Here is a 22,971-nt window from a genome sequence, read left to right on the forward strand (position 1 = left end):
AACTGCCTTTGACAATGATCGACAGGGACGAACTCTGCGATCAGACCAGAATCGCCATTGACTCAGCGTTTATAGATCTGAAGTCAGTCCATGCTATCCCTTGCTGGTCGCGATATTTAGCAGATTCGGGATCGGTCTTCGTTGCAGATTCTGTTACCGGGTGTCGTTGTTCGGGTGGTCGCGTTCAGCGAGAGCGGCGCTCGATGCTATCGCCACGGTAACGCCGGCATGAACAGTTTTGCGCACCAGAAGCCGTGCTCGATGCGCATGGAAAGCGGCGGATTCGCCGCGTCCGGTCGTCGTTGCCGCAAGCAACGCGCACGGCTCGCAGATGCCGTCCACGCCGAGATGCCCGCGCACTGCAGCTGAGGGCTCCGCTACGGGCATCGCCGCGATCTGTTCCCGGCTGAAGAATGCCAGCGGCAGCGCATGGCGGGCGCAGAATTCGAGCAGGCCGGTTTCGTGAGCTTTGGTATCGATCGAGGCCACGGTGGCGATTTCTTCGAATGAATGCGGGCCGAGCGCCGCGCGCACCGCTGTTTCGATCTGCTCAGGCGCGCTGTGCAAGCGGCAACCAATGCCTACGCTCAGCGTTTTCATGCTACGTCTCCGTTTGCCGGCAACGTTGCGGCGTCGGCATACGCAGCGTCGCGCGCCAATGCGAGCGACGCCACACCGCCGATTACCACGATCGCCGGCGAGCCGAGTCCCGCACGCGAGACGCTCCCGGCAAACTCACCGAGCCGCGCGAGTACGTGGCGTTGCCCGGGACGGGTCGCCGATTCGATCGCCGCGCACGGCGTTTCGGCGCTCATGCCGGCCGCGAGCAACGCGTCGACTATATCGCCCAGCCGCCGCATGCCCATGTAGATCACGAGTGTCATGCGCGTGGCCACCAGCGCGGCCCAAGCCGGCTCGGCGCTGCCCGCGCCGTGCCCGGTGACGAACACCACGCCTTGCGCGTGATCGCGATGCGTGACCGGAATGCCGATTGCCGCGGGCGCCGCGATTCCCGCCGTAATGCCGTTGATGACTTCCACCTCGATGCCCGCCGCATGCAGCGCCTGCTGTTCTTCGCCGCCACGGCCGAACACGAACGGATCGCCGCCTTTCAGGCGCGCGACGCTGCGCCCGGCCCGCACGTGCTCGAGCAATTGCGCGACGATGCCTTCCTGCGGCGTGGACGGATGTCCGCCGCGTTTGCCGACATGGACGATGCGCGCGTCGGCGCGCGCGAACTGGAGTACGTCGGGATTCACCAGATCGTCGACCAGCACTACGTCGGCTTGCGCCAATGCACGGGTGGCCTTGAGCGTCATGAGTTCGACGTCGCCGGGACCGGCGCCGATCAGCCAGGCGCGGGTCATCGCGACGTGCATGGCGGGCGCCATGTCGTGACGAGCGGATGAGAGGCAGGCGCGAACGAGCGCCGGGGCGCGGACTTTTGGAGCATGCACTGCTATGGATTCAGGCACGGCGCAATGCGCGGCTCGTAACGGTTCCTCCGGGAACCCGCATACGGACGCACCACGTCGTGCTTCAGCGCCTTCACATCCGTCCCTCGCGGATTCTGGCGGCCGGCGGCGCGATGTTGCACTGAGGTGCGCCGCCTCCGCGTCTGGCCGATATCCGGGCTGGCGGCCTCATGCGCTTTGCCTTCCCGTCCGCATTCGCTGGAATGCGCAGGACAGTGGCATCGAAAAAACGCATGCGCGGCGCAAGACAACTCAACATTGCTCCGCAGGTCGCTTACCGTTGCGGGGACAGCACAGGTTGAGCGCGTGAAGCGCGGCCTGTTTCCCGTTTAACTGCACACGCGAATGCATGTGCGGGCACCAAACGCGCGCCTACGATAGCACATGGCGTCCCGTCCGATAAGCGCTCGAGACCGGCGTTTCCTTGACTGCCGCGGGCTGCGGGCCTACACTCGCACGCACTTTGGTGCTCGCGTGCCCGCTCGTGCGCATGCAGTTAAACGGGAAACAGGGTGCCCGCCTGTCATGGATCGGGTCAACCTGTGCTGCCCCCGCAACGGTAAGCGAAATGTGGTGCTAAGGTCAGTTCTTTAGCGCCGCGGAGCCGGCTTCGATGTCCACGCGCAAGGCCGCGCGGGCATGTCACCACTGGGCGAGAAATCACTCGCCCGGGAAGGGGAAGCGGCGCTTTCGCCAGCCCGGATACCGGCCAGATACGAAGAATGAACACCGCGGGGATGCGGTGGCGCGTTCATGACCTCATTCACGCTTTCTGTTTCCGTTGTCGCGGCACCCCGTCGTTCGTCCCCATGTTGTGTTGTCGTCCTGGCTCGCTGGACTTACGCGCCGTTTATCCGGCTCATGCAGACAGACACACAAACGCGCCGGCGTGCACGTGCAACTCCTACGGATGGACCTCACGATGCAAACTCAAATGCGCAAGATCCCCGTCACCATCGTCACAGGCTTTCTCGGCAGCGGCAAGACCACGCTGCTGCGGCATATTCTTCAGCATGCGGGCGGCAAGCGCATTGCGGTGATCGTCAACGAGTTCGGCGAACTGGGCATCGACGGGGAAATCCTCAAGGGTTGCGGAATCGGTTGCGATGAAAACGGTGTGGAAACCGAAGGCCAACTGTATGAACTGGCGAACGGGTGTCTGTGCTGCACCGTGCAGGAAGAGTTTTTTCCGGTGATGGAGAAACTGGTCGAGCGCCGCGATCAGATCGATCACGTGCTGATCGAAACGTCGGGTCTCGCGTTGCCGAAGCCGCTGGTGCAGGCGTTCAACTGGCCGCAGATCAAGAACAGTTTCACCGTGGACGCCGTGGTCACCGTGGTGGACGGACCGGCTGCGGCAAGCGGCCAGTTCGCCGACAATCCGCTTGCCGTGGATGCGCAACGCAAGGCCGATCCGAATCTCGATCACGAGTCGCCGTTGCACGAGTTGTTCGAAGATCAGTTGTCCGCCGCCGATCTGGTGATTCTGAACAAAACGGATTTGCTCGACGACGCGCAGCAAGGCGCGGTCGAACTTTCGATCCGCGAAGAAATTCCGCCGCAAGTGAAGATCGTGCGCGCGCAGATGGGCCAGCTCGATCTGCACACGTTGCTGGGCCTCGAAGCGGCCTCGGAAGACACGATCCACCTGCGCCACGATCACCACGGTTCCGCGGAGGACGCCGACCACCATCACGACGAATTCGATTCAGTGGTCGTGCACGCGCATGCGCCGTCGCGCGAGGCGGTGATCGCCGCGCTGCAAGGGCTCGTCGAAACGAACACGATCTACCGCGTCAAAGGTTTCGCGGCGCTGCCGGGCGCGGCGATGCGTCTGGTGATTCAGGGCGTGGGCCGCCGCTTCGACAGCTATTTCGATCGCCGCTGGCAGGCCGGCGAAAGCGGCCCGAGCCGCTTCGTGCTGATCGGCGAGGATCTCGATCACGCCGCGTTGCAGCGCGCGTTCGACGCGGCGCTCGGCGTGCCGTCGGGCGTCGAAACGCAACAGGCGTAAGCGCTCATGCATCTGTTGCGCACCACGCCGGGCGGTTTTGTCGACGATACGCAAGGCGTGATCCGCATCGATCAGCAGCCCGCCGATATCGTGGTGCTCAGTTCCGCCGATACCACGCTGTCGCTGCTGGCGAGCGTTTTTCCGCGTCTGGGAGAGGGTTTTCCGAGCGTGCGGCTCGCGAACGTCACGTATCTGCGGCAACCGGCCTCGGTCGATTTCTACGTCGAAGACGTTTTGCAGCATGCGCGCGTGGTGGTGGTCGATCATCTCGGCGGCGAAGCGTATTGGCCTTACGGCATCGAGCAGGTGGTGGCGCTCGCCGGGCGCAAACAGCAGATGCTCGCGATGTTCTCGGGCGATCTGCAGGAAGATCCGAACCTGCTCGCGCGCAGCACCGCCGGCGCCGATCTGTGTCACCAGCTCTGGCGCTATCTGCGCGAAGGCGGTCCGCAGAATGCCGAAGCGTTCCTGCGCTGTATCGCGCATCGCGCATTCGGCTGGGGGCGCGAGCCTGCGCCGCCGCGCGCGTTGCCTGCCGCGACGCTCTATCATCCCGGTCGCGACACGCCGACTATCGCCGACTGGCAGACGCGCTGGCAACAGAACGCGCCGGTTGCGGCGATCCTGTTCTACAAGGCGCATCTGCAGGCGGCCAATACAGCGGTGTTCGACGCGTTGATCGACGCACTGGAGTCGCAAGGTCTGAATCCGCTGCCGATCGCGATCACCTCGCTCAAAGATGCGCTGAGCCGCGAAGTGGTGCAATCGCTGTGCGCTGAGCACGATGTCTCGCTGGTGCTGAACACGACCGCGTTCGCCGCGTCCGCGATCGACGACCCCGAGCCGCTCGCGCTCGCCGGCGACGCGCCCGTGTTCCAGGTGATCCTGAGCGGCGGTAATCGCGAGGATTGGATCAAGGACAATCAGGGCCTCAATTCGCGCGATATCGCCATGCATATCGCGCTGCCGGAAGTGGACGGCCGCATCATTACGCGCGCGATCAGTTTCAAGGGGCTCGCATACCGTTGTCCGCACACTCAGGTCGACGTGGTGCGTTATCAGCCGGACGCCGAACGGGTGGGGTTTCTTGCCGAACTGAGCCGGCGCTGGTGCCGTCTGCGTTCACTGGATAACGCGGACAAAAAGCTCGCGCTGATTCTCGCCAACTATCCGATGAGCGAAGGGCGCATTGGCAATGGTGTGGGACTCGATACGCCGGCTTCGGTAGTCGGCATTCTGTCGATGCTGCGCGACGAAGGCTATCGTCTCGCTGACTTGCCCGCGAACGGCGACGCGCTGCTGCAAAAGCTCACCGAAGGCGTGACCAACGATCCGGTAGTGCGTGATCTGCGTCCCGCCCTGCAAAGCCTCGCGCTCGACGATTATCTCGCGCATTTCAACGCTTTACCCGCTGAGGCGCGGCAGGCATTGAACGCGCGTTGGGGCACGCCCGAACAGGATCCTACGCTGCGGCGCGGCCGCTTCATGATTGCGGGTTGGCGTTGCGGGCAGGTGTTCGTCGGCATTCAACCGTCGCGTTCGCGCGAGCAGGGCGATTACGCCAGCTATCACGACGCCGAACTCGTGCCGCCGCATGCGTATCTGGCGTTCTATTTCTGGCTGCGCCACCAGTTCGGTATCGACGCAATCGTGCATGTCGGCAAGCACGGCAATCTCGAATGGCTGCCCGGCAAGAGTGTCGCGTTGAGCAACGCGTGCTGGCCCGATCTGATACTCGGGCCGATGCCGCATCTGTATCCGTTCATCGTCAACGATCCGGGCGAGGGCAGCCAGGCGAAACGCCGCGCACAGGCGGTCATCATCGATCACCTGATGCCGCCGCTCACGCGCGCCGAAAGTTATGGGCCGCTGCAGGACCTGGAGCGTCAGGTCGACGAATACTATGAAGCGCTGATGGTCGACCCGCGCCGCTCGAAGCTGTTGCGGCGCACGATTCTGGCGACCATCGTCGAACACCGGTTGCATGAGGAACTGAGTCTCGCGGAACCGGACGGCCAGGACGCTGAGGACGCGCTGCTCACGCGTGTCGATGCATGGCTGTGCGAGTTGAAGGAAGCGCAGATTCGCGATGGTTTGCATACGTTCGGCCAATCGCCTGGCGGTGTGCAACGGCGCGATACGCTGCTGGCGTTGGGGCGTTTTCCTGTCGGCGACGGGCAAGGCGGCAAGGCCGGCTTGATCGATGCGCTGGCGCGCGATCTGCGGATGGATCATCTGTTCGATCCGTTGTCGGTGGATTGGTCGGCGGTGTGGGACGGCCCGCGTCCCGATGTATTGGAGCGCGTGAGCGATGCGCCGTGGCGGCACTGCGGCGATACGCGTGAACGGCTGGAGTTGCTGGCGGCGTCGCTGTTGCGCGGTGTGTGCGGTGATCGACCGGATGCGTCGGCAATGCCGGTTGCCGACGGCTTGCCGCAAACGGAGCGCGTAATCGGGCGATTGCGTGCCGACGTGCTGCCGCGGCTCGATGCCTGCGGCCCGCAGGAAATGCTTCAGCTCAAGCGTGGCCTCGAAGGGCGTTTCGTGCCGCCTGGGCCGAGCGGTTCGCCCTCGCGTGGACGGCCCGACGTGCTGCCCACCGGCCGCAACTTCTATTCGGTCGACACGCGCGCCATTCCCACGCAAGCCGCCTGGTCGCTCGGACTGAAATCCGCGCAGCAACTGATCGAACGGCATTTGCAGGAGAAGGGCGATTATCCGCGCGCCATCGGCCTCTCCGTGTGGGGCACCGCGACCATGCGCACGGGCGGCGACGATATCGCCCAGGCGCTCGCGCTACTCGGCGTGCGGCCGAAGTGGGCGCCCGGCAGTCACCGCGTGACCGATTTCGAAATCATGCCGATCGAGGTGTTCGACCGGCCGCGTATCGATGTCACCTTGCGTGTTTCCGGTTTCTTCCGCGATGCGTTCGCCAACGTCATGCATCTGTTCGACGCCGCCGTGCAGGCAGTGGCGGAACTCGACGAGCCCGAAGACCTGAACCCGATTCGCGCGCGCGTGCTGCGTGAGCGCGACGCGCTCATCGCGCGCGGCATGGACGCCGCCGAAGCGCGCAAGCGCGCCGGCTGGCGTGTGTTCAGCGCGCGGCCCGGCGCTTACGGCGCGGGTCTGCAGGACATGATCGACTCGCAGCAATGGCAGACCGACGCGGATCTGGCGAACGCCTATCAGGCATGGGGCGGCTACGCGTACACGCAAAAGAGCGCGGGCGAAGAAGCGCGCCACGCGTTCGGCGCGCGCCTCGCCGCACTGGACGTGGTGCTGCAGAACCAGGACAACCGCGAGCACGACCTGCTCGATTCGAACGACTATTACCAGTTCCAGGGCGGCATGGTCGCCGCGGTGCGGCATCTGGCCGGCAATCAGCCGAGCGTGTATCACGCCGATCACAGCAATCCCGCCGCGCCGCGCGTGCGCACGCTACACGAGGAGATCGCACGCGTGATCCGCTCGCGCGTGGTCAATCCGAAATGGCTCGATGGGGTGAAGCGCCACGGTTATAAGGGCGCGGCCGAGATCGCGGCGACCGTCGATTATCTGTACGGTTACGATGCGACCGCGCGCGTGATCGCGGATCATCAATATGCGCTCGTGACCGATGCGTATCTGAACGACGCCGACACCCGCGAGTTTTTGCAGCGACACAACCCACATGCGTTGCATTCGATTTGCGAGCGTCTGCTCGAAGCCATGCAGCGCGGATTGTGGCAGGCGCCCGGCGACTATCGCGCGCAGGTCGAACAGCATCTGCTCGCGAGCGAGCAGCAGATTGAAGGAATGCAACCATGAATTCAGCAGCCCAGCGGCCCGTTTTTCCATTTGCCGCGCTGATCGGTCAGGCGCCTTTGCAGCAGGCGCTGCTGCTGGCCGCCATCGATCCGGCGCTGGGCGGCGTGCTGGTCACGGGGCCGCGCGGCACGGCCAAGTCGACCGCCGCGCGGGCGCTGGCCGAGTTGTTGCCGGAAGGGCAACTGGTGAATCTGCCGCTCGGCGCGAGCGAAGATCGTCTGATCGGCACGCTCGATATCGAAACCGTGCTGCGCGATGGTTCGGTGCGTTTCTCGCCCGGTCTGCTCGCGAAGGCGCATCGTGGCGTGCTGTATGTGGATGAGGTCAACCTGCTGCCCGACGCGCTGGTCGATGCCTTGCTCGATGCGGCGTCGAGTGGCGTGAATACCGTCGAACGCGATGGCGTGTCGCATAGCCACGACGCGAGCTTCGTGCTGATCGGCACGATGAATCCGGAAGAGGGTGAATTGCGGCCGCAATTGATCGACCGTTTCGGCTTGATGGTCGAGTTGCAGAACTGTTTCGAGCCGAGCGTGCGGCAGGCGATCGTGAAGGCACGCCTCGCGTTCGATCTCGATCCGCAGGGTTTCAGGGCCGGTTACGCGCAACAGCAGGCGGCTTATGTTGAGCAGATTCATGCGGCGCGCGCCGCACTGTCGCAACTCGCATTCGATGAAGCCGTACATGCACGGGTCAGCGCGTTGTGTATCGAGGCGGCCGTAGACGGCTTGCGCGCCGATCTCGTGATGCTGCGCGCGGCGCGTGCGCTGGCGGCGTTCGAGCAGGCAGCCACGGTGACGGCGGAGCATGTCGATCGGGTTGCGGAGGCGGTGTTGGTTCATCGGCGGCATTCCCGTGAGTCGCAAGCGGATCATGATGCGCGTGAGGATGACGCTTCCGCTGGTGCTGTGGAGCGGTCGTCTGAGTCTTCATCTTCATCCGCTCGAGGCGATGCGCAGTCGGCCGACGCTGCCGGCGATAGCGATTGGGGCTACCTGGCGCCCGAGCCGAGCGCGACCACGCACACGCACGTCAAAGGCGTCATACCGCTCAACGTAAAAAAACGCTGAGCCATCGGAAAGGCGCCGCCGCTGACTCGCGCAGCGGTTTTCGATGGCAGCAAGGCGCGGGTGCGCGCAGCCGCCTGGGTGCGGCGCCGGGCAAGCGCATCGCCTGGCCCCGGACACTCGCCGCGATGGGGCAGGACGTGTTACGCGCCGAGCATTTGCGCTTCATGCGCGAGGCGCCGCGCGGCGGCGTGCTTCATTGTTTCGTACTCGATTGCTCAGGCTCCATGCTGGCCGGACAGCGCCTCGCGCTCGCCAAGGGATTGCTGATCGCCCTGTTCGACCACGCGAGCGCCGCGCGTGCCGAGGCCGCCCTGGTCTGTTTCGGCGGCGCGGGAGCGGATGTGCGATTCGGTCCCGCAGTGCCGCGCTGGTGGAACGAGCGATGGCTGAGGCCTGTGGGAGGTGGTGGCGGCACGCCTCTCACGGCCGGCGTTCGGCAAGCGGGACAACTGCTGGAGCGCAGCGCGCGCCGCAAGCCCGCGCAGCAACGCTGGCTATGGATTCTGACCGATGGCCGCACGCGCGACACGCCCGCGCGCCCACTCGATGCGGACGAAGTCGTGTTCGTCGATTTCGAACGTGAGGCGATACGGCTCGGCCGTTGCGAATTGCTCGCCGATGCGTGGGGCGCGCGGCGTTTTACGCCGGAAGAATTGATGAGCTGAGCGACGGGGGCGCTATGCCGCTCATTGTCTTGCGCGGATTCATTTCAAACCGCTCGACCAGTACACCACGTCGTCCTGGCGGTCGAACACGAAGACTTTCATCGCCATCTGCTGGGTCGCGTCGAGTTGATCGAGTTCGAGTCCATGAGTCGAAGGCGTGCCCGGCCCGCTGCCTTGCTGCACATTGCGGATCACGGCCGTGGTTTCGATCTCCGTATCGAGATCTTTCGATTTCAGACGGAATGCGAGGCGCAACCGGTCGCCGACAGCGCCCAGAGTCCACGAGGCGGCCAGCGACATGCCGAGCGCGCTGACGCCTTTCGCGAGTCCGAGGCCTTCATACGACTCGCCGCTTTGACCGATGCCGAAACGCACCGCGAGATGCGTGCGGACGCGGATCGACTTGCGTTCGCGCAGGCGACGGATCACGCCGGGCTTCGATAACACGACGTAGTCGAACGGCGAGCGGCAGATCGCTTCGATCGTGCAGACGAAACGGAACACGGCATGGCTGGCTATCGCGACGATTTCAATGTTTTCGCCGAGACCCATTGGGAGCATGCGGCCGTCGTGCATCGGCGGCGTGACGAAGAGCGCATGGTTCGGTGCGAAGCCGATGATGCGGCATGGATGCATCGGCGCGCCGCTGCCGACCTGCGGGCGCACACCGATCAAGGCACCGATTTCCAGATGCATGTCTTTGAGCGTCAGTGGACTGCCGGGGTCCGCGTGGGCGTCTGATTCGGGCGCCGGTTGCGTGGCCGCGTCCAGTAAGTCGCCGCGTTGCGGGTGGAAGTGGCCGAACAGGAAGTTGCGCTCGTCCGTAGTCGCGAGGATGGTGCCAGTGGCGAACAGGAGTGTGCCGTCGGCGTCGACGATCGGCCATTCGAGGGGGACGCCTACCGGAACGTTGTCGAGATTCAGAACTGGTGTTTGCGCGGTGGGTGAGTGTTCCTCGACTGGATTGTCCATGGTCAGCGACTATTTGAGTGGCGGGATATCCCGGTTGACGGCTGTCAGAAGAAAAACTTTAGTTTTCAACGGGATCCGGCTTTCGTTTCTTTCGGCGCTTCTTTTTGGTGAGTAGTGCCCCGCTGGATCGCAATTCAATCGGATAGCTAACTAATTTGACGGTGTAGGGGTGACGGCTCATTTCGTTACTCTCCACTTTCTGAAAAATATTCCGCGAAGGGGGTTGACGACATGTCACCCGCTCTCCATAATCTCGTTTCTCTGCTGCTGATGCAGCGACGCAGAACGAAGCGGTGCCGGGTGGTGTGAGTTGTTGAGGTTTTCCGGTGGCGGTTTGGTGGTGAATGCGGACCCGATCTTTAAAAATTAACAGCCGATAAGTGTGGGCGCTTGATGCGCGATGCGGGGTGGATCTTCCGGGATCTGCCGTAAAGCAGAAGTATCAGGTCTCACACAGTAATGAAAGGAAGGTTTGACTGTCGCAAGATGGTTGGATCATTCGTCAGTACGTTGAGTGAGCGACCGGGCTCGGAAGAGCCCGAAAAACAGTAACAGGTTTGAACTGAAGAGTTTGATCCTGGCTCAGATTGAACGCTGGCGGCATGCCTTACACATGCAAGTCGAACGGCAGCACGGGGGCAACCCTGGTGGCGAGTGGCGAACGGGTGAGTAATACATCGGAACGTGTCCTGTAGTGGGGGATAGCCCGGCGAAAGCCGGATTAATACCGCATACGCTCTGCGGAGGAAAGCGGGGGATCTTCGGACCTCGCGCTACAGGGGCGGCCGATGGCAGATTAGCTGGTTGGTGGGGTAAAGGCCTACCAAGGCGACGATCTGTAGCTGGTCTGAGAGGACGACCAGCCACACTGGGACTGAGACACGGCCCAGACTCCTACGGGAGGCAGCAGTGGGGAATTTTGGACAATGGGCGCAAGCCTGATCCAGCAATGCCGCGTGTGTGAAGAAGGCCTTCGGGTTGTAAAGCACTTTTGTCCGGAAAGAAAACCTCTGCCCTAATACGGTGGGGGGATGACGGTACCGGAAGAATAAGCACCGGCTAACTACGTGCCAGCAGCCGCGGTAATACGTAGGGTGCAAGCGTTAATCGGAATTACTGGGCGTAAAGCGTGCGCAGGCGGTTCGCTAAGACAGATGTGAAATCCCCGGGCTTAACCTGGGAACTGCATTTGTGACTGGCGGGCTAGAGTATGGCAGAGGGGGGTAGAATTCCACGTGTAGCAGTGAAATGCGTAGAGATGTGGAGGAATACCGATGGCGAAGGCAGCCCCCTGGGCCAATACTGACGCTCATGCACGAAAGCGTGGGGAGCAAACAGGATTAGATACCCTGGTAGTCCACGCCCTAAACGATGTCAACTAGTTGTCGGGTCTTCATTGACTTGGTAACGTAGCTAACGCGTGAAGTTGACCGCCTGGGGAGTACGGTCGCAAGATTAAAACTCAAAGGAATTGACGGGGACCCGCACAAGCGGTGGATGATGTGGATTAATTCGATGCAACGCGAAAAACCTTACCTACCCTTGACATGTATGGAAGTCTGCTGAGAGGTGGATGTGCCCGAAAGGGAGCCATAACACAGGTGCTGCATGGCTGTCGTCAGCTCGTGTCGTGAGATGTTGGGTTAAGTCCCGCAACGAGCGCAACCCTTGTCCCTAGTTGCTACGCAAGAGCACTCCAGGGAGACTGCCGGTGACAAACCGGAGGAAGGTGGGGATGACGTCAAGTCCTCATGGCCCTTATGGGTAGGGCTTCACACGTCATACAATGGTCGGAACAGAGGGTCGCCAACCCGCGAGGGGGAGCCAATCCCAGAAAACCGATCGTAGTCCGGATCGCACTCTGCAACTCGGGTGCGTGAAGCTGGAATCGCTAGTAATCGCGGATCAGCATGCCGCGGTGAATACGTTCCCGGGTCTTGTACACACCGCCCGTCACACCATGGGAGTGGGTTTTACCAGAAGTGGCTAGTCTAACCGCAAGGAGGACGGTCACCACGGTAGGATTCATGACTGGGGTGAAGTCGTAACAAGGTAGCCGTATCGGAAGGTGCGGCTGGATCACCTCCTTTCCCGAGCTAACGTGTCAAGCGTTGAGCGCTCACGCTTATCGGCTGTGAAATTGAAGACAGAAACGCAGACAGACTCAGGGGTCTGTAGCTCAGCCGGTTAGAGCACCGTCTTGATAAGGCGGGGGTCGATGGTTCGAATCCATCCAGACCCACCATGTCGATGACCGTTGGCGCTTTAGCGCTTACGGGCATCCCACCCCCGAAGGGGGCAGGGCGGATCTGGTGTGTGCATGACTGGGGGATTAGCTCAGCTGGGAGAGCACCTGCTTTGCAAGCAGGGGGTCGTCGGTTCGATCCCGTCATCCTCCACCAATCCTCAATGCGTAGCGTTCTGCGAGAGAAGCAGAGCGTTGTGCATTGGCGATTGAGCCAGTCAGAGTGATACATGGTTATAGCAACCGTGATATCGGCTGTCGTTCTTTAACAATCAGGAAGAAGTAGTAAGGAGATTCACGAAAGCATACTTAGAGATGGGTGTGCGAGTAGGTGAATCAGGGTTGTGATTGTATCAATGTATGAAAAGGTGATCGAAAGATTGCTTTGGAATACGGCGCAACACGAATACTCAACCTGTAGCGTGTGTATCGAGAGACACACCCGTTATAGGGTCAAGCGAACAAGTGCATGTGGTGGATGCCTTGGCGATCACAGGCGATGAAGGACGCGGTAGCCTGCGAAAAGCGGAGGGGAGCTGGCAAACGAGCTTTGATCCTCCGATATCCGAATGGGGAAACCCGGCCCGTATGGGTCATCCGTAGCTGAATCCATAGGCTGCGTGAAGCGAACGCGGTGAACTGAAACATCTAAGTAACCGCAGGAAAAGAAATCAACCGAGATTCCCAGAGTAGTGGCGAGCGAAATGGGACCAGCCTGCATTCTTTATCCGTAGTGTTAGTCGAAAGCTCTGGAAAGTGCTGCCATAGCAGGTGATAGCCCTGTAGACGAAAACATCATGGAAGAACTAGGTATGCGAGAAGTAGGGCGGGACACGTGAAATCCTGTCTGAAGATGGGGGGACCATCCTCCAAGGCTAAATACTCGTGATCGACCGATAGTGAACCAGTACCGTGAGGGAAAGGCGAAAAGAACCCCGGGAGGGGAGTGAAACAGATCCTGAAACCGCATGCATACAAACAGTCGGAGCCTTTGAAAGAGGGTGACGGCGTACCTTTTGTATAATGGGTCAGCGACTTACATTCAGTGGCAAGCTTAACCGATTAGGGCAGGCGTAGCGAAAGCGAGTCCGAACAGGGCGATTCAGTCGCTGGGTGTAGACCCGAAACCAGGTGATCTATCCATGGCCAGGATGAAGGTGCGGTAACACGTACTGGAGGTCCGAACCCACTAACGTTGAAAAGTTAGGGGATGAGCTGTGGATAGGGGTGAAAGGCTAAACAAACCTGGAAATAGCTGGTTCTCTCCGAAAACTATTTAGGTAGTGCCTCGTGTATCACCTTCGGGGGTAGAGCACTGTCATGGTTGTGGGGTCCATTGCGGATTACTACGCCATAGCAAACTCCGAATACCGAAGAGTGCAATCACGGGAGACAGACATCGGGTGCTAACGTCCGGTGTCAAGAGGGAAACAACCCAGACCGCCAGCTAAGGTCCCCAAATATTGCTAAGTGGGAAACGAAGTGGGAAGGCTAAAACAGTCAGGAGGTTGGCTTAGAAGCAGCCATCCTTTAAAGAAAGCGTAATAGCTCACTGATCGAGTCGTCCTGCGCGGAAGATGTAACGGGGCTAAGCAATATACCGAAGCTGCGGATGCATATTTATATGCATGGTAGGAGAGCGTTCCGTAAGCCTGCGAAGGTGCATTGAAAAGTGTGCTGGAGGTATCGGAAGTGCGAATGCTGACATGAGTAGCGATAAAGGGGGTGAAAGGCCCCCTCGCCGTAAGCCCAAGGTTTCCTACGCAACGTTCATCGGCGTAGGGTGAGTCGGCCCCTAAGGCGAGGCAGAAATGCGTAGCTGATGGGAAGCAGGTTAATATTCCTGCACCATTGTTAAATGCGATGGGGGGACGGATCGCGGAAGGTTGTCCGGGTGTTGGAAGTCCCGGTCCTTGCATTGGAGAAGGCGCTTTGGCAAATCCGGGCGCAGGATTCAAGGGTGCGAGGCCATTCACTTCGGTGAAGAAGCAATCGGAAGTGGTTCCAGGAAAAGCCTCTAAGCTTCAGTTTAACAAGACCGTACCGCAAACCGACACAGGTGGGCGAGATGAGTATTCTAAGGCGCTTGAGAGAACTCGGGAGAAGGAACTCGGCAAATTGGTACCGTAACTTCGGGATAAGGTACGCCCCTGTAGCCTGACTGGCCTGCGCCAGAAGGGTGAAGGGGTTGCAATAAACTGGTGGCTGCGACTGTTTAATAAAAACACAGCACTCTGCAAACACGAAAGTGGACGTATAGGGTGTGACGCCTGCCCGGTGCCGGAAGATTAAATGATGGGGTGCAAGCTCCTGATTGAAGTCCCGGTAAACGGCGGCCGTAACTATAACGGTCCTAAGGTAGCGAAATTCCTTGTCGGGTAAGTTCCGACCTGCACGAATGGCGTAACGATGGCCACACTGTCTCCTCCCGAGACTCAGCGAAGTTGAAGTGTTTGTGATGATGCAATCTCCCCGCGGCTAGACGGAAAGACCCCATGAACCTTTACTGTAGCTTTGCATTGGACTTTGAACCGGTCTGTGTAGGATAGGTGGGAGGCTTTGAAGCGTGGACGCCAGTCTGCGTGGAGCCGACCTTGAAATACCACCCTGGTCTGTTTGAGGTTCTAACCTTGGTCCGTTATCCGGACCGGGGACAGTGCATGGTAGGCAGTTTGACTGGGGCGGTCTCCTCCCAAAGTGTAACGGAGGAGTACGAAGGTACGCTAGGTACGGTCGGAAATCGTGCTGATAGTGCAATGGCATAAGCGTGCTTAACTGCGAGACCGACAAGTCGAGCAGGTGCGAAAGCAGGTCATAGTGATCCGGTGGTTCTGTATGGAAGGGCCATCGCTCAACGGATAAAAGGTACTCTGGGGATAACAGGCTGATACCGCCCAAGAGTTCATATCGACGGCGGTGTTTGGCACCTCGATGTCGGCTCATCTCATCCTGGGGCTGTAGCCGGTCCCAAGGGTATGGCTGTTCGCCATTTAAAGAGGTACGTGAGCTGGGTTTAAAACGTCGTGAGACAGTTTGGTCCCTATCTGCCGTGGGCGCTGGATATTTGAAGGGGGCTGCTCCTAGTACGAGAGGACCGGAGTGGACGAACCTCTGGTGTACCGGTTGTCACGCCAGTGGCATCGCCGGGTAGCTATGTTCGGAAGAGATAACCGCTGAAAGCATCTAAGCGGGAAACTCGCCTTAAGATGAGATATCCCCGGGGCTTCGAGCCCCTTGAAGGGTCGTTCAAGACCAGGACGTTGATAGGTCAGGTGTGGAAGCGCAGTAATGCGTTAAGCTAACTGATACTAATTGCCCGTAAGGCTTGATCCTATAACAGGTGTGTCTTGCCCCCACAGGGGGAAACAGGACACGCACGGTTGAGTGATCCGTGTTGTGCCAGCAGAAACAACACAACCCCACGCTCCACCCCTGGTGAGCATCACCAGAAACTACTTCTTCCCGATTGGCCTCGCTGGCCCCAGATCCAGCGCGGCAACAAGTCATGCCTGATGATCATAGCGAGTCGGTCCCACCCCTTCCCATCCCGAACAGGACCGTGAAACGACTCCACGCCGATGATAGTGCGGATTACCCGTGTGAAAGTAGGTCATCGTCAGGCTCCCAAGCAGCATCAGAAACCCCACCCCAACACAGGTGGGGTTTCTGCGTTTACCGCCCACACCATCCAGAACAGAAGCAGCGCGCAAAACCGCCGCGCAAAACCGCCGCGCAAAACCCGCCTTCACTCCTTCCCCAGCCGCACCGCCTCCGCGTAGCCCGTCAGTTCCAGATACGCCTGCCCCACCTCCACGCCTTCGCGTTTCACCCGCACCGCACCTTCCCAGTACACCGCGCCCGTCGATTGCCTCGAATCGAGCTCCTGATCGTCCATCAGCGGATCGAGTTGCCATGTCAGCGCGCCGGTTTTGACCGTCATCGACACCGGATAGGATGTGTTCGTGCGCGGCGAGCGCCATATGCGCCGTGGCGTAAAGTCAACCTGATCGGCGCCGAACGTCGAGACTTCGCCGTCGCGTTGGCGAAATGCCGCGTGTGTCCAGACAGCGTGTCCATCGCGACCACGAACCTTGAATGCCATCAGTGCAGAACCGTCGTCGAGATTGGCGCCCAGCCAATCCCATCCAACGGCATCGGCGTCGAGCAATGTGCTCGACCACTCGTGATCGAGCCACGCCATACCCGTCACCGCAGTCTCGCCATGCGACGGACCGCCCGCCGCCACCGGTCGAACCACGCTGCCAGTCACGCGCAGTTGCGGTTCGCTGTAGTAATAGCTCGCCTGCTCGGGTCGCGGACCTTTGCGTGAATAGCCACGTTCGCCCTGAATCAAAGGTGCTTGAGTCGGCGTCAACGTGAGCTGCAAGGAGAAGCCGTCCGCGTCGACAGTGACGTTGTAGCGACCGTCAGCGGTCTGGATCATTTTCCATGCATCGAGTTTGACATCGGTATTCGCTGGCTTCGCATAGGCGAGGCCGAAACCCTGGCGGGCAATGCGCTGATCGTGCGCAAGATGGCCGAGCGCGGGATCGCTCAACGCGGCATGGGCGATGATCAATTGCGAAGGAGCGAACGCACTCGGGTCCGCAGTGTCATGCCCGGTTGCGGAACGAAAGAAGGTGATCTGAAAACCGAGCGGCCGATTGTCGGGCGTAGTGAGCCAACCCGTCGCATACCACCATTCGGTGCGAAAGGCCGCGTGCGCGCCGCTGTCTTGTGGGAGCGCGATTGCATGGCCGGGTGTGACCGCGGCGAATTCGGGGGAAGCGGCGAATGCTGTCGACGCAGTCAGCATTCCGATAGACAGCCAGCCGCGAATCCGCCGACGTATGCGCGGACGGACCGTACGCGTGGACTCAACAAGTGGCATCTCACCAGGCATCCGGCATGACATCTCGCGCGCGATCGACATGCCGGCCGACGCGGTCCCACCCGAAACCAGGAGCGCCACCGGAAGCGCGCACCGCCGCAAGGCAAGCTGAGATCCACCGCTGGCCAGATCAACACGCGCTGCCGCCACACGCACAATCCGCCGTGCCAACTCATGCGAGAGCGCCCGCATCACCAATCCTCCTTCACCGCGCGCACTGCATCCACCGACACGGCGCCGCGTCCCGCTATCACCGCCGTCGAACACGACGACGCCAGCATCACCAACGCAACGCTGCCTAACGCCGTCCACGGCACGTGCAGCGACATGCTCCAGTGAAACGACTGCGGATTGACGACGAACACCAGGATCAGGCTGATCGCGAAGCCGAGCACGAAGCCCATTGCAATCCCGCACGCGGTGAGCATGCCGCCTTCGAGCGCCAGGATGGCGAGCACTTGCGAGCGCGTCACGCCGACGTGCCGCAGCATGCCGAACTCACGGGCTCGCGCGAGCGTTTGCGCGGAGAACGTCGCGGCCACGCCGAACAGGCCGATCACAATAGCGACCGCCTCGAGCAGATAGGTGACCGCAAAACTGCGATCGAAGATCACCAGCGTGCGCGCACGAATCTCGCCCGGCAGCGACAGATCCAGCGATGCCCCGAAGGGCAGCGCGCGCAGCCCCGCGATAACCCGCTCGACGCTAATCCCCGGTTCAACGGTGACGGCCACATCCGTCGCGCTTCTGTCGCCGGTCAAGCGCCGGTAATCCGCGAGCCGTATCTGGATCGCGCCGGTCTGCCGCGCATAGTCACGCCATACGCCGGCCACCACGAATACGTGACCGCGCTCGCCAAGCGGCAATTGCACACGTTGGCCCGGCCTGTATCCATACAGATCGACCATTGCTTCGGATACCCAAACAGGTGTTTCATCCGCGCGAAGTCCGGAAGGGGGCAGCGCCGGTCCGGTCATCTGCAGATTCGCGCCCGGATCGGCGGCGTCGATTTCACGCGCGAGCAACGCGATGTCGGGCCGCGCGGGGTCGAGCGCGAGACGCGAGATACGCGTAAATGCGGCTGTCCTGATGCCGGGCACGGCGGCCAGCCGGGATTGTTCGTCGCGCCGCAGACCGCCGGTATCGCCGTTTGGCGCGACGCGCACATAGAGATCGGCGGAGAGCAGATGCACCAGCCAGTCTTCGACGGAAACCCTGAAACTGGCCACCATGATTGCCATCGCAACGATCAGCGCGAAGCTCGACAGCACGCCGCCCATTGCGATCGAAGCATGCCCCGGCGCGTTCGCAAGGCGCGCGAGCGCCAGCGTGCCGACCGCGCCGGGGCGGCGCCGCGTTGCAACCGCACGGCTCGCCGCGCCGAAGATGAGCGCGGTCACGCGCGGCATCAGCGCGATCCCACCGACCAGCAGCAACGCAACCGCCACGTAGCCGCCAATCGGCGCATCGAACAGCGGCGGCAACTGCGTGAGAATGGCGGCGGCCAGCAGGCATAGCAGCGCCGGCCACGGTGTAGCGAGCCGCGCCAACGCGCCTTCTTCGGCGCCTGCTTTGAGCGCCGCGGCGGGCCGGGCACGTACGGCTTCCAGCGCGGGAGCAAGACTGCCCAATATCGAAACGGCGAGTCCGAGTATCAGGAACAACGCGCTCGCCAGCGGTTCGAAGCCCACTTGCGGCTGCACGCCCGGAAAATAGCCGCCACCCAGGTCGCTGCCAAAAAAATGCAGCGCGCCGCTCGCCATCGCATAGCCGAGCGCGAGCCCCGCGAGTGAACCGAGCAGGCCCAACAATGCGCCTTCCAGCAGAATCTGACGCAGCAGCTGGCCGCGCGTCAATCCGAGCACGCGCAGCATGGCGAACTGCGCGCGGCGTCGCACGACGCTTAGCGCCTGCGTCGAAAACACCAGAAACGCACCGGTGAATAACGCCACCAGCGCGAGAACATTCATATTGATCCGGTAGGCGCGGGAGAGGCGATCGGTGCGGCTTTCGGCATCGCGGGTTTCGGAGACGACCCACTGGCTGCCGAGCCGCGCTTGCAGATCGCGCCTGAAGCGTTCCCTGTCGACACCGCGTTCGAGTTGCACATCGACGCGCGACAACTTGCCGGTCCTGCCGAACTTCCACTGCGCCGCGGCGATATCCATGACCGCGAGCCGCTGGCCTGGCCGCGTTCTGACAATGCCGCCGGCCACGCGCAAATGCACGATCGAGGTGCCGCTTCGCAGCGCCACGTCGTCGCCGACTTTCACGTCGAGCCATTGCTGGGCTGCCGGCGAGAGAAACACGGTGTCCGCTGCGAGCGTATCGAGCGGCCGGTCCGGCGCGGGCACGCCGGTCAGGTCGGGTGCGATACGGCTTGCCTTGAACACGTCGATGCCGAGCACCGGCAGTGCCGTGCTCCGCTCGGGCACGGTCACGTCGAGCGCGAGCACGGGGCTGGCCAGCGCGACACCGGGCGCGTTCGCGAGTTGCGGATAGATGGCTTCGTCGGCCAGAGGTTGGGCGCCGCGCACCTGCAGATCGGCCTCGCCCGACAGGCTGCGCGCCGCTGCGGAGAATTCGTTGAAGGCCGTGCTATTGATCAGTTGCACGGCGTAACCGAGCGCGACGCCGAGCGCGATCGTTGCTATCGCAACCAGCGCGCGTCCGCGGTGACTGCGCCACTCGGCGCCCAGCAGCCAGCGCGCGAGAACGCGATGCCCTTGCACACGTGGCCGCGCGCGTGAATCAGTGGACATCGTCGGCGGAAGCTGCGGGGGAGCGCGAACCGAAAGGCGCGGAGGTGCGGGACGAAGCGTGCAGACCGCCGTCGCTCAGGATCAGGATGCGGTCGGCAACGGCCGCGGCGGCCTCCGAGTGCGTGACCATGATCGTGGCCGCGCCGGTCGCCTTGCTTTGCGCGCGGAACAGGGCGAGCACGTCGTGGGCGGTGTCGGGGTCGAGGTTGCCCGTGGGTTCGTCGGCGAGAATCAGTTTCGGGCGATGCACGAGGGCCCGCGCGATCGCGACACGCTGTAGTTCGCCGCCCGAGAGTTGGCGTGGAAAGTCGTCACCGCGTCCGCTGAGACCGACGGCCGCGAGCATGTCGAGCGCGGCAGCAGTAGGCAGATCGTTCAACAACAGGGGCAGCGCCACGTTCTGCGCGAGCGTCAGGTGAGGCAGCACGTGAAACGCCTGAAAGACGAAGCCGAGTTTCTGCCGGCGCAAGCGGGTGGCCGCGTTGTCGTCCAGACGCGAGACGACGCTGCCGTCGATGATCACGTCGCCGCTATCCGCGCTGTCGAGGCCGGCTACCAGATTGAGCAGCGTCGATTTGCCGACGCCGGAATCGCCCATGATCGCGACGAACTCGCCCGGCGCGAGTGTGAAATCGAGGTGCGCCAGCACGATGCGGCCTGCGCCGTACGTCTTGCTCAATCCACGGCACTCGAGCGCGGGAACGACGCTTTCCTCACGAAGCAGCATGCGGTTTCCGAAAAGTGTGGCGGACAAGCGGGCGGGGCGTTCAGACGGGCGGATGATGCGACGCGCGCGTGCACGAACATTGGCTTGAATCGCCGAAGTATATGCGGCTTCTGTAAGGCTCGCAGAAGCTCGGCGCACGGCCGCAACCGGCTTGCAATGCGCGCGGCCGATTGATCCCGGTCTTCCCGGACGCCGTGCGCAGGAGTCAAATCGGAGCGATCGGTCAAAAATTTTTTTTGTCCGCGAACGGGTAAAAATTTTCGCCGCCCCCCGAAATTCATACCCTCGACGTGCCGCGTTTCGGCATTTTGTACTCGGACTTCAAACGCGTTCTGAAGTGCTCACGCAAAATTCAACAACAGCATTTCAATTGCAGGCTTTTTCGCGCAAATTCGCCGTCGGCCATCCGCGCGGATGGCTTTGTGCATCTGCACATTTTTATTCGTTTCGCAAGGCCGCGCGCGGCAATACTGCGTTGTCAATGGCGTTTCGGCAGTGTTGCGCTGCAAAAGTATTCTTATCTTGGTAATCTCCCACCCTCGGTCATTCGACTGCGGGTAAACGTGTAGCGGACACCACCGCTTCGACGTCCATTTCAGCGAAACCAAGCCTACATATCCATTTCAATGCCTTGCATTCTGAAGGCGTTGATGCGGCGTTTTGTACTTCAAGTTTTAGACAGAGCACATGCCATTGCCTCTTCTCAGCCTTCTTATCTGGATTCCCATTGTCGCGGGCCTGATTGTTTTGCGCGCCGGATCCGACGCGGCACGTAGTCGCACCCGGTGGCTCGCGCTGGCCGGCGCGGTTGCGGGTTTCCTGCCGGTGATTCCGCTGGTGTCGAATTTCCGCAACGACGTCACGTCGATGCAGTTCGTCGAGAACGTCAGGTGGTCGCCCACGTTCGATATCGCCTGGCATGTGGGCGTGGATGGGATCTCACTATGGCTCGTCGCGCTGACCGCGCTCACCACGATCATCATCGTGGTGGCCTCGTGGGAGTCGATCACGGAGCGGACCGCGCAGTACTTCGGCGCGTTCCTGATGCTGTCGGGTTTCATGCAGGGCGTTTTCGCGTCGCTCGACGGCATGCTGTTCTTCATCTCGTTCGAAGCGACGCTGATTCCGCTCTATCTGTTGATCGGCACCTGGGGGCAATCGAACCGCACGTATGCCGCGGTGAAGTTCTTCTTCGTGTCGTTCCTCGGCTCGCTGATGATGCTGATGTCCATGCTGTACCTGTACAGCCAGACGCACAGCTTCGACCTCGCGCTGTGGCGTGAGACGCACCTCGGCACCTGGCCGCAGGTTCTGATCTTTCTCGGTTTCCTCGCGGCCTTCGGCGTGAAGGTGCCGATGTGGCCGCTGCACACGTGGCTGCCGGACGTTCACCTCGACGGCCCGACCGGTGCTGCCGTGATGATCGGCATGCTGAAGCTGGGCGGCTACGGTCTGCTGCGTTTCGCGTTGCCGATCGCGCCGCAGGCGAGCCACTTCTTCGCGCCGATGATGATCACGCTCTCGCTGGTCGCGGTGATCTACGCGAGCCTGCTGGCCCTCGTGCAGACCGACATGCGCCGCCTGCTCGCGTATTCGACGGTCGCGCACATGGGTCTCGTGACGCTCGGCCTGTTCGTCTTCAACCGTATCGGCCAGGCCGGCGCGATCGTGCAGATGCTGTCGTACGGCGTGGTGTCCGGCGCCATGCTGCTGTGCACGGGCATGCTCTACGACCGCACGAAGACCGCGTCGATCGCCGAATACGGCGGTGTTGCCAACACCATGCCGCGTTTCGCCGCGTTCGTGATGCTGTTCTCCATGGCCAACATCGGCCTGCCTGGCACCTCGGGTTTTGTCGGCGAATTCATGGTGCTGATGGGCACGATCCGCTTCAATTTCTGGATCGGCTCAATCGCCGCTTCCACGCTGATTCTGAGCGCGGCCTACACGTTGTGGATGTACAAGCGCGTGATCTTCGGCGCGATTGCGAACGCGCGCGTGGCGAACCTCAAGGACCTCGGCAAGCGCGAGTTCGTGCTGCTCGGCGCGATGGCGTTGCTGGTGCTCGCCATCGGCATCGATCCGAAGCCGTTCACCGATGCGATCGATCCGTCGGTCGGCACGCTGCTGGCTCAATCGGAGCGCCCGGTTCATCCCTCGGACACTGCGCCGGCCGAAGGCGGCGAACATCTGCAAGCCGCGGCGCCCGCGCTCGTGGCCGCGAGAACCCGCTCGCCGGGCTGATCGAACGAACTACTGCGCAGTTGCAGCATTTGCCTCACGAATGCTGCTTCGCCAACCCGCTTTTTTCTTCCGCATCCCAGTCTCTTCGCATGCACC

Annotated in this window: 11 protein-coding genes, 2 tRNA genes, 3 rRNA genes and 2 riboswitches; of the genes, 10 read left to right on the plus strand and 6 right to left on the minus strand. The window is 61.7% G+C overall.

Annotated elements, in window-relative coordinates; genetic code table 11:
- Positions 1-153: 153 nt before the first annotated feature.
- Together BXE_RS28830 and cobA are read right to left on the minus strand one after the other, a co-directional pair.
- Positions 154-600, minus strand: a complete 447-nt coding sequence (locus BXE_RS28830) for a cobalamin biosynthesis protein (RefSeq protein WP_040124761.1) — start codon at positions 598-600, stop codon at positions 154-156.
- Positions 597-1,367, minus strand: coding sequence for a uroporphyrinogen-III C-methyltransferase (gene cobA, locus BXE_RS28835; RefSeq protein WP_040125379.1), 771 nt, complete (start codon positions 1,365-1,367; stop codon positions 597-599). Before cobA ends, BXE_RS28830 begins: the two co-directional genes overlap by 4 nt.
- A gap of 235 nt (positions 1,368-1,602) precedes the next feature.
- Positions 1,603-1,855: riboswitch (cobalamin riboswitch) on the minus strand.
- 67 nt (positions 1,856-1,922) lie between these two features.
- A riboswitch (cobalamin riboswitch) is annotated at positions 1,923-2,204 on the plus strand.
- A 193-nt stretch (positions 2,205-2,397) separates the two neighbouring features.
- Here cobA and cobW point away from each other — a divergent pair.
- From cobW to BXE_RS28855, 4 genes are all read left to right on the plus strand, one after another.
- A complete protein-coding gene (gene cobW / locus BXE_RS28840) occupies positions 2,398-3,489 on the plus strand; it encodes a cobalamin biosynthesis protein CobW (protein ID WP_272942397.1) in 1,092 nt (363 codons plus the stop codon).
- Positions 3,490-3,495: 6 nt separating this feature from the next.
- On the plus strand, positions 3,496-7,299 hold the full coding sequence (cobN, locus tag BXE_RS28845; RefSeq protein ID WP_011491656.1) for a cobaltochelatase subunit CobN: 3,804 nt from the start codon (positions 3,496-3,498) through the stop codon (positions 7,297-7,299).
- On the plus strand, positions 7,296-8,369 hold the full coding sequence (locus tag BXE_RS28850) for an ATP-binding protein (RefSeq protein WP_011491657.1): 1,074 nt from the start codon (positions 7,296-7,298) through the stop codon (positions 8,367-8,369). The genes cobN and BXE_RS28850 overlap by 4 nt, the downstream gene beginning before the upstream one ends.
- Positions 8,370-8,494: 125 nt before the next feature.
- Positions 8,495-9,034 (plus strand): vWA domain-containing protein, encoded by a 540-nt coding sequence (locus BXE_RS28855; RefSeq protein WP_049782281.1) that lies wholly within the window; start codon positions 8,495-8,497, stop codon positions 9,032-9,034.
- Positions 9,035-9,073: 39 nt separating this feature from the next.
- On the opposite strand, the gene BXE_RS28860 is transcribed toward BXE_RS28855, so the two are convergent.
- Positions 9,074-10,006, minus strand: a complete 933-nt coding sequence (locus BXE_RS28860) for a flagellar brake protein (protein WP_011491659.1) — start codon at positions 10,004-10,006, stop codon at positions 9,074-9,076.
- Between the two features lie 559 nt (positions 10,007-10,565).
- On the opposite strand from BXE_RS28860, the gene BXE_RS28865 reads away from it, so the two are divergent.
- The 5 genes from BXE_RS28865 (at position 10,566) to rrf (ending at position 15,873) form a co-directional block, all read left to right on the plus strand.
- A 16S ribosomal RNA gene (locus BXE_RS28865) occupies positions 10,566-12,096 on the plus strand.
- Positions 12,097-12,174: 78 nt separating this feature from the next.
- Positions 12,175-12,251, plus strand: a tRNA-Ile gene (locus BXE_RS28870).
- A gap of 81 nt (positions 12,252-12,332) precedes the next feature.
- A tRNA-Ala gene (locus BXE_RS28875) sits at positions 12,333-12,408 on the plus strand.
- Positions 12,409-12,702: 294 nt separating this feature from the next.
- A 23S ribosomal RNA gene (locus tag BXE_RS28880) occupies positions 12,703-15,584 on the plus strand.
- A gap of 175 nt (positions 15,585-15,759) precedes the next feature.
- Positions 15,760-15,873, plus strand: a 5S ribosomal RNA gene (rrf, locus tag BXE_RS28885).
- The 16S, 23S and 5S rRNA genes sit together here with 2 tRNA genes alongside, the layout of an rRNA operon.
- A gap of 123 nt (positions 15,874-15,996) precedes the next feature.
- Here the strand turns inward: rrf and BXE_RS28890 are convergent.
- The 3 genes from BXE_RS28890 to BXE_RS28900 all read right to left on the minus strand — a co-directional run bounded on the left by BXE_RS28890 (position 15,997) and on the right by BXE_RS28900 (position 20,631).
- Positions 15,997-17,166 carry a lipocalin-like domain-containing protein gene (locus BXE_RS28890; protein WP_011491660.1) on the minus strand — a complete coding sequence of 390 codons (1,170 nt, stop codon included), beginning with the start codon at positions 17,164-17,166 and terminating at the stop codon, positions 15,997-15,999.
- Positions 17,167-17,333: 167 nt separating this feature from the next.
- On the minus strand, positions 17,334-19,904 hold the full coding sequence (locus BXE_RS28895; protein WP_040124757.1) for an FtsX-like permease family protein: 2,571 nt from the start codon (positions 19,902-19,904) through the stop codon (positions 17,334-17,336).
- Positions 19,894-20,631, minus strand: a complete 738-nt coding sequence (locus BXE_RS28900; protein WP_011491662.1) for an ABC transporter ATP-binding protein — start codon at positions 20,629-20,631, stop codon at positions 19,894-19,896. Before BXE_RS28900 ends, BXE_RS28895 begins: the two co-directional genes overlap by 11 nt.
- A gap of 687 nt (positions 20,632-21,318) precedes the next feature.
- On the opposite strand from BXE_RS28900, the gene BXE_RS28910 reads away from it, so the two are divergent.
- Entirely contained in the window at positions 21,319-22,875 is a 1,557-nt protein-coding gene (locus BXE_RS28910) for an NADH-quinone oxidoreductase subunit M (protein ID WP_011491664.1), read from the plus strand.
- Positions 22,876-22,971: the final 96 nt, after the last annotated feature.

Origin of the sequence: Paraburkholderia xenovorans LB400, from assembly GCF_000013645.1 — a bacterium.
GTDB classification, from domain to species: Bacteria; Pseudomonadota; Gammaproteobacteria; order Burkholderiales; family Burkholderiaceae; genus Paraburkholderia; species Paraburkholderia xenovorans.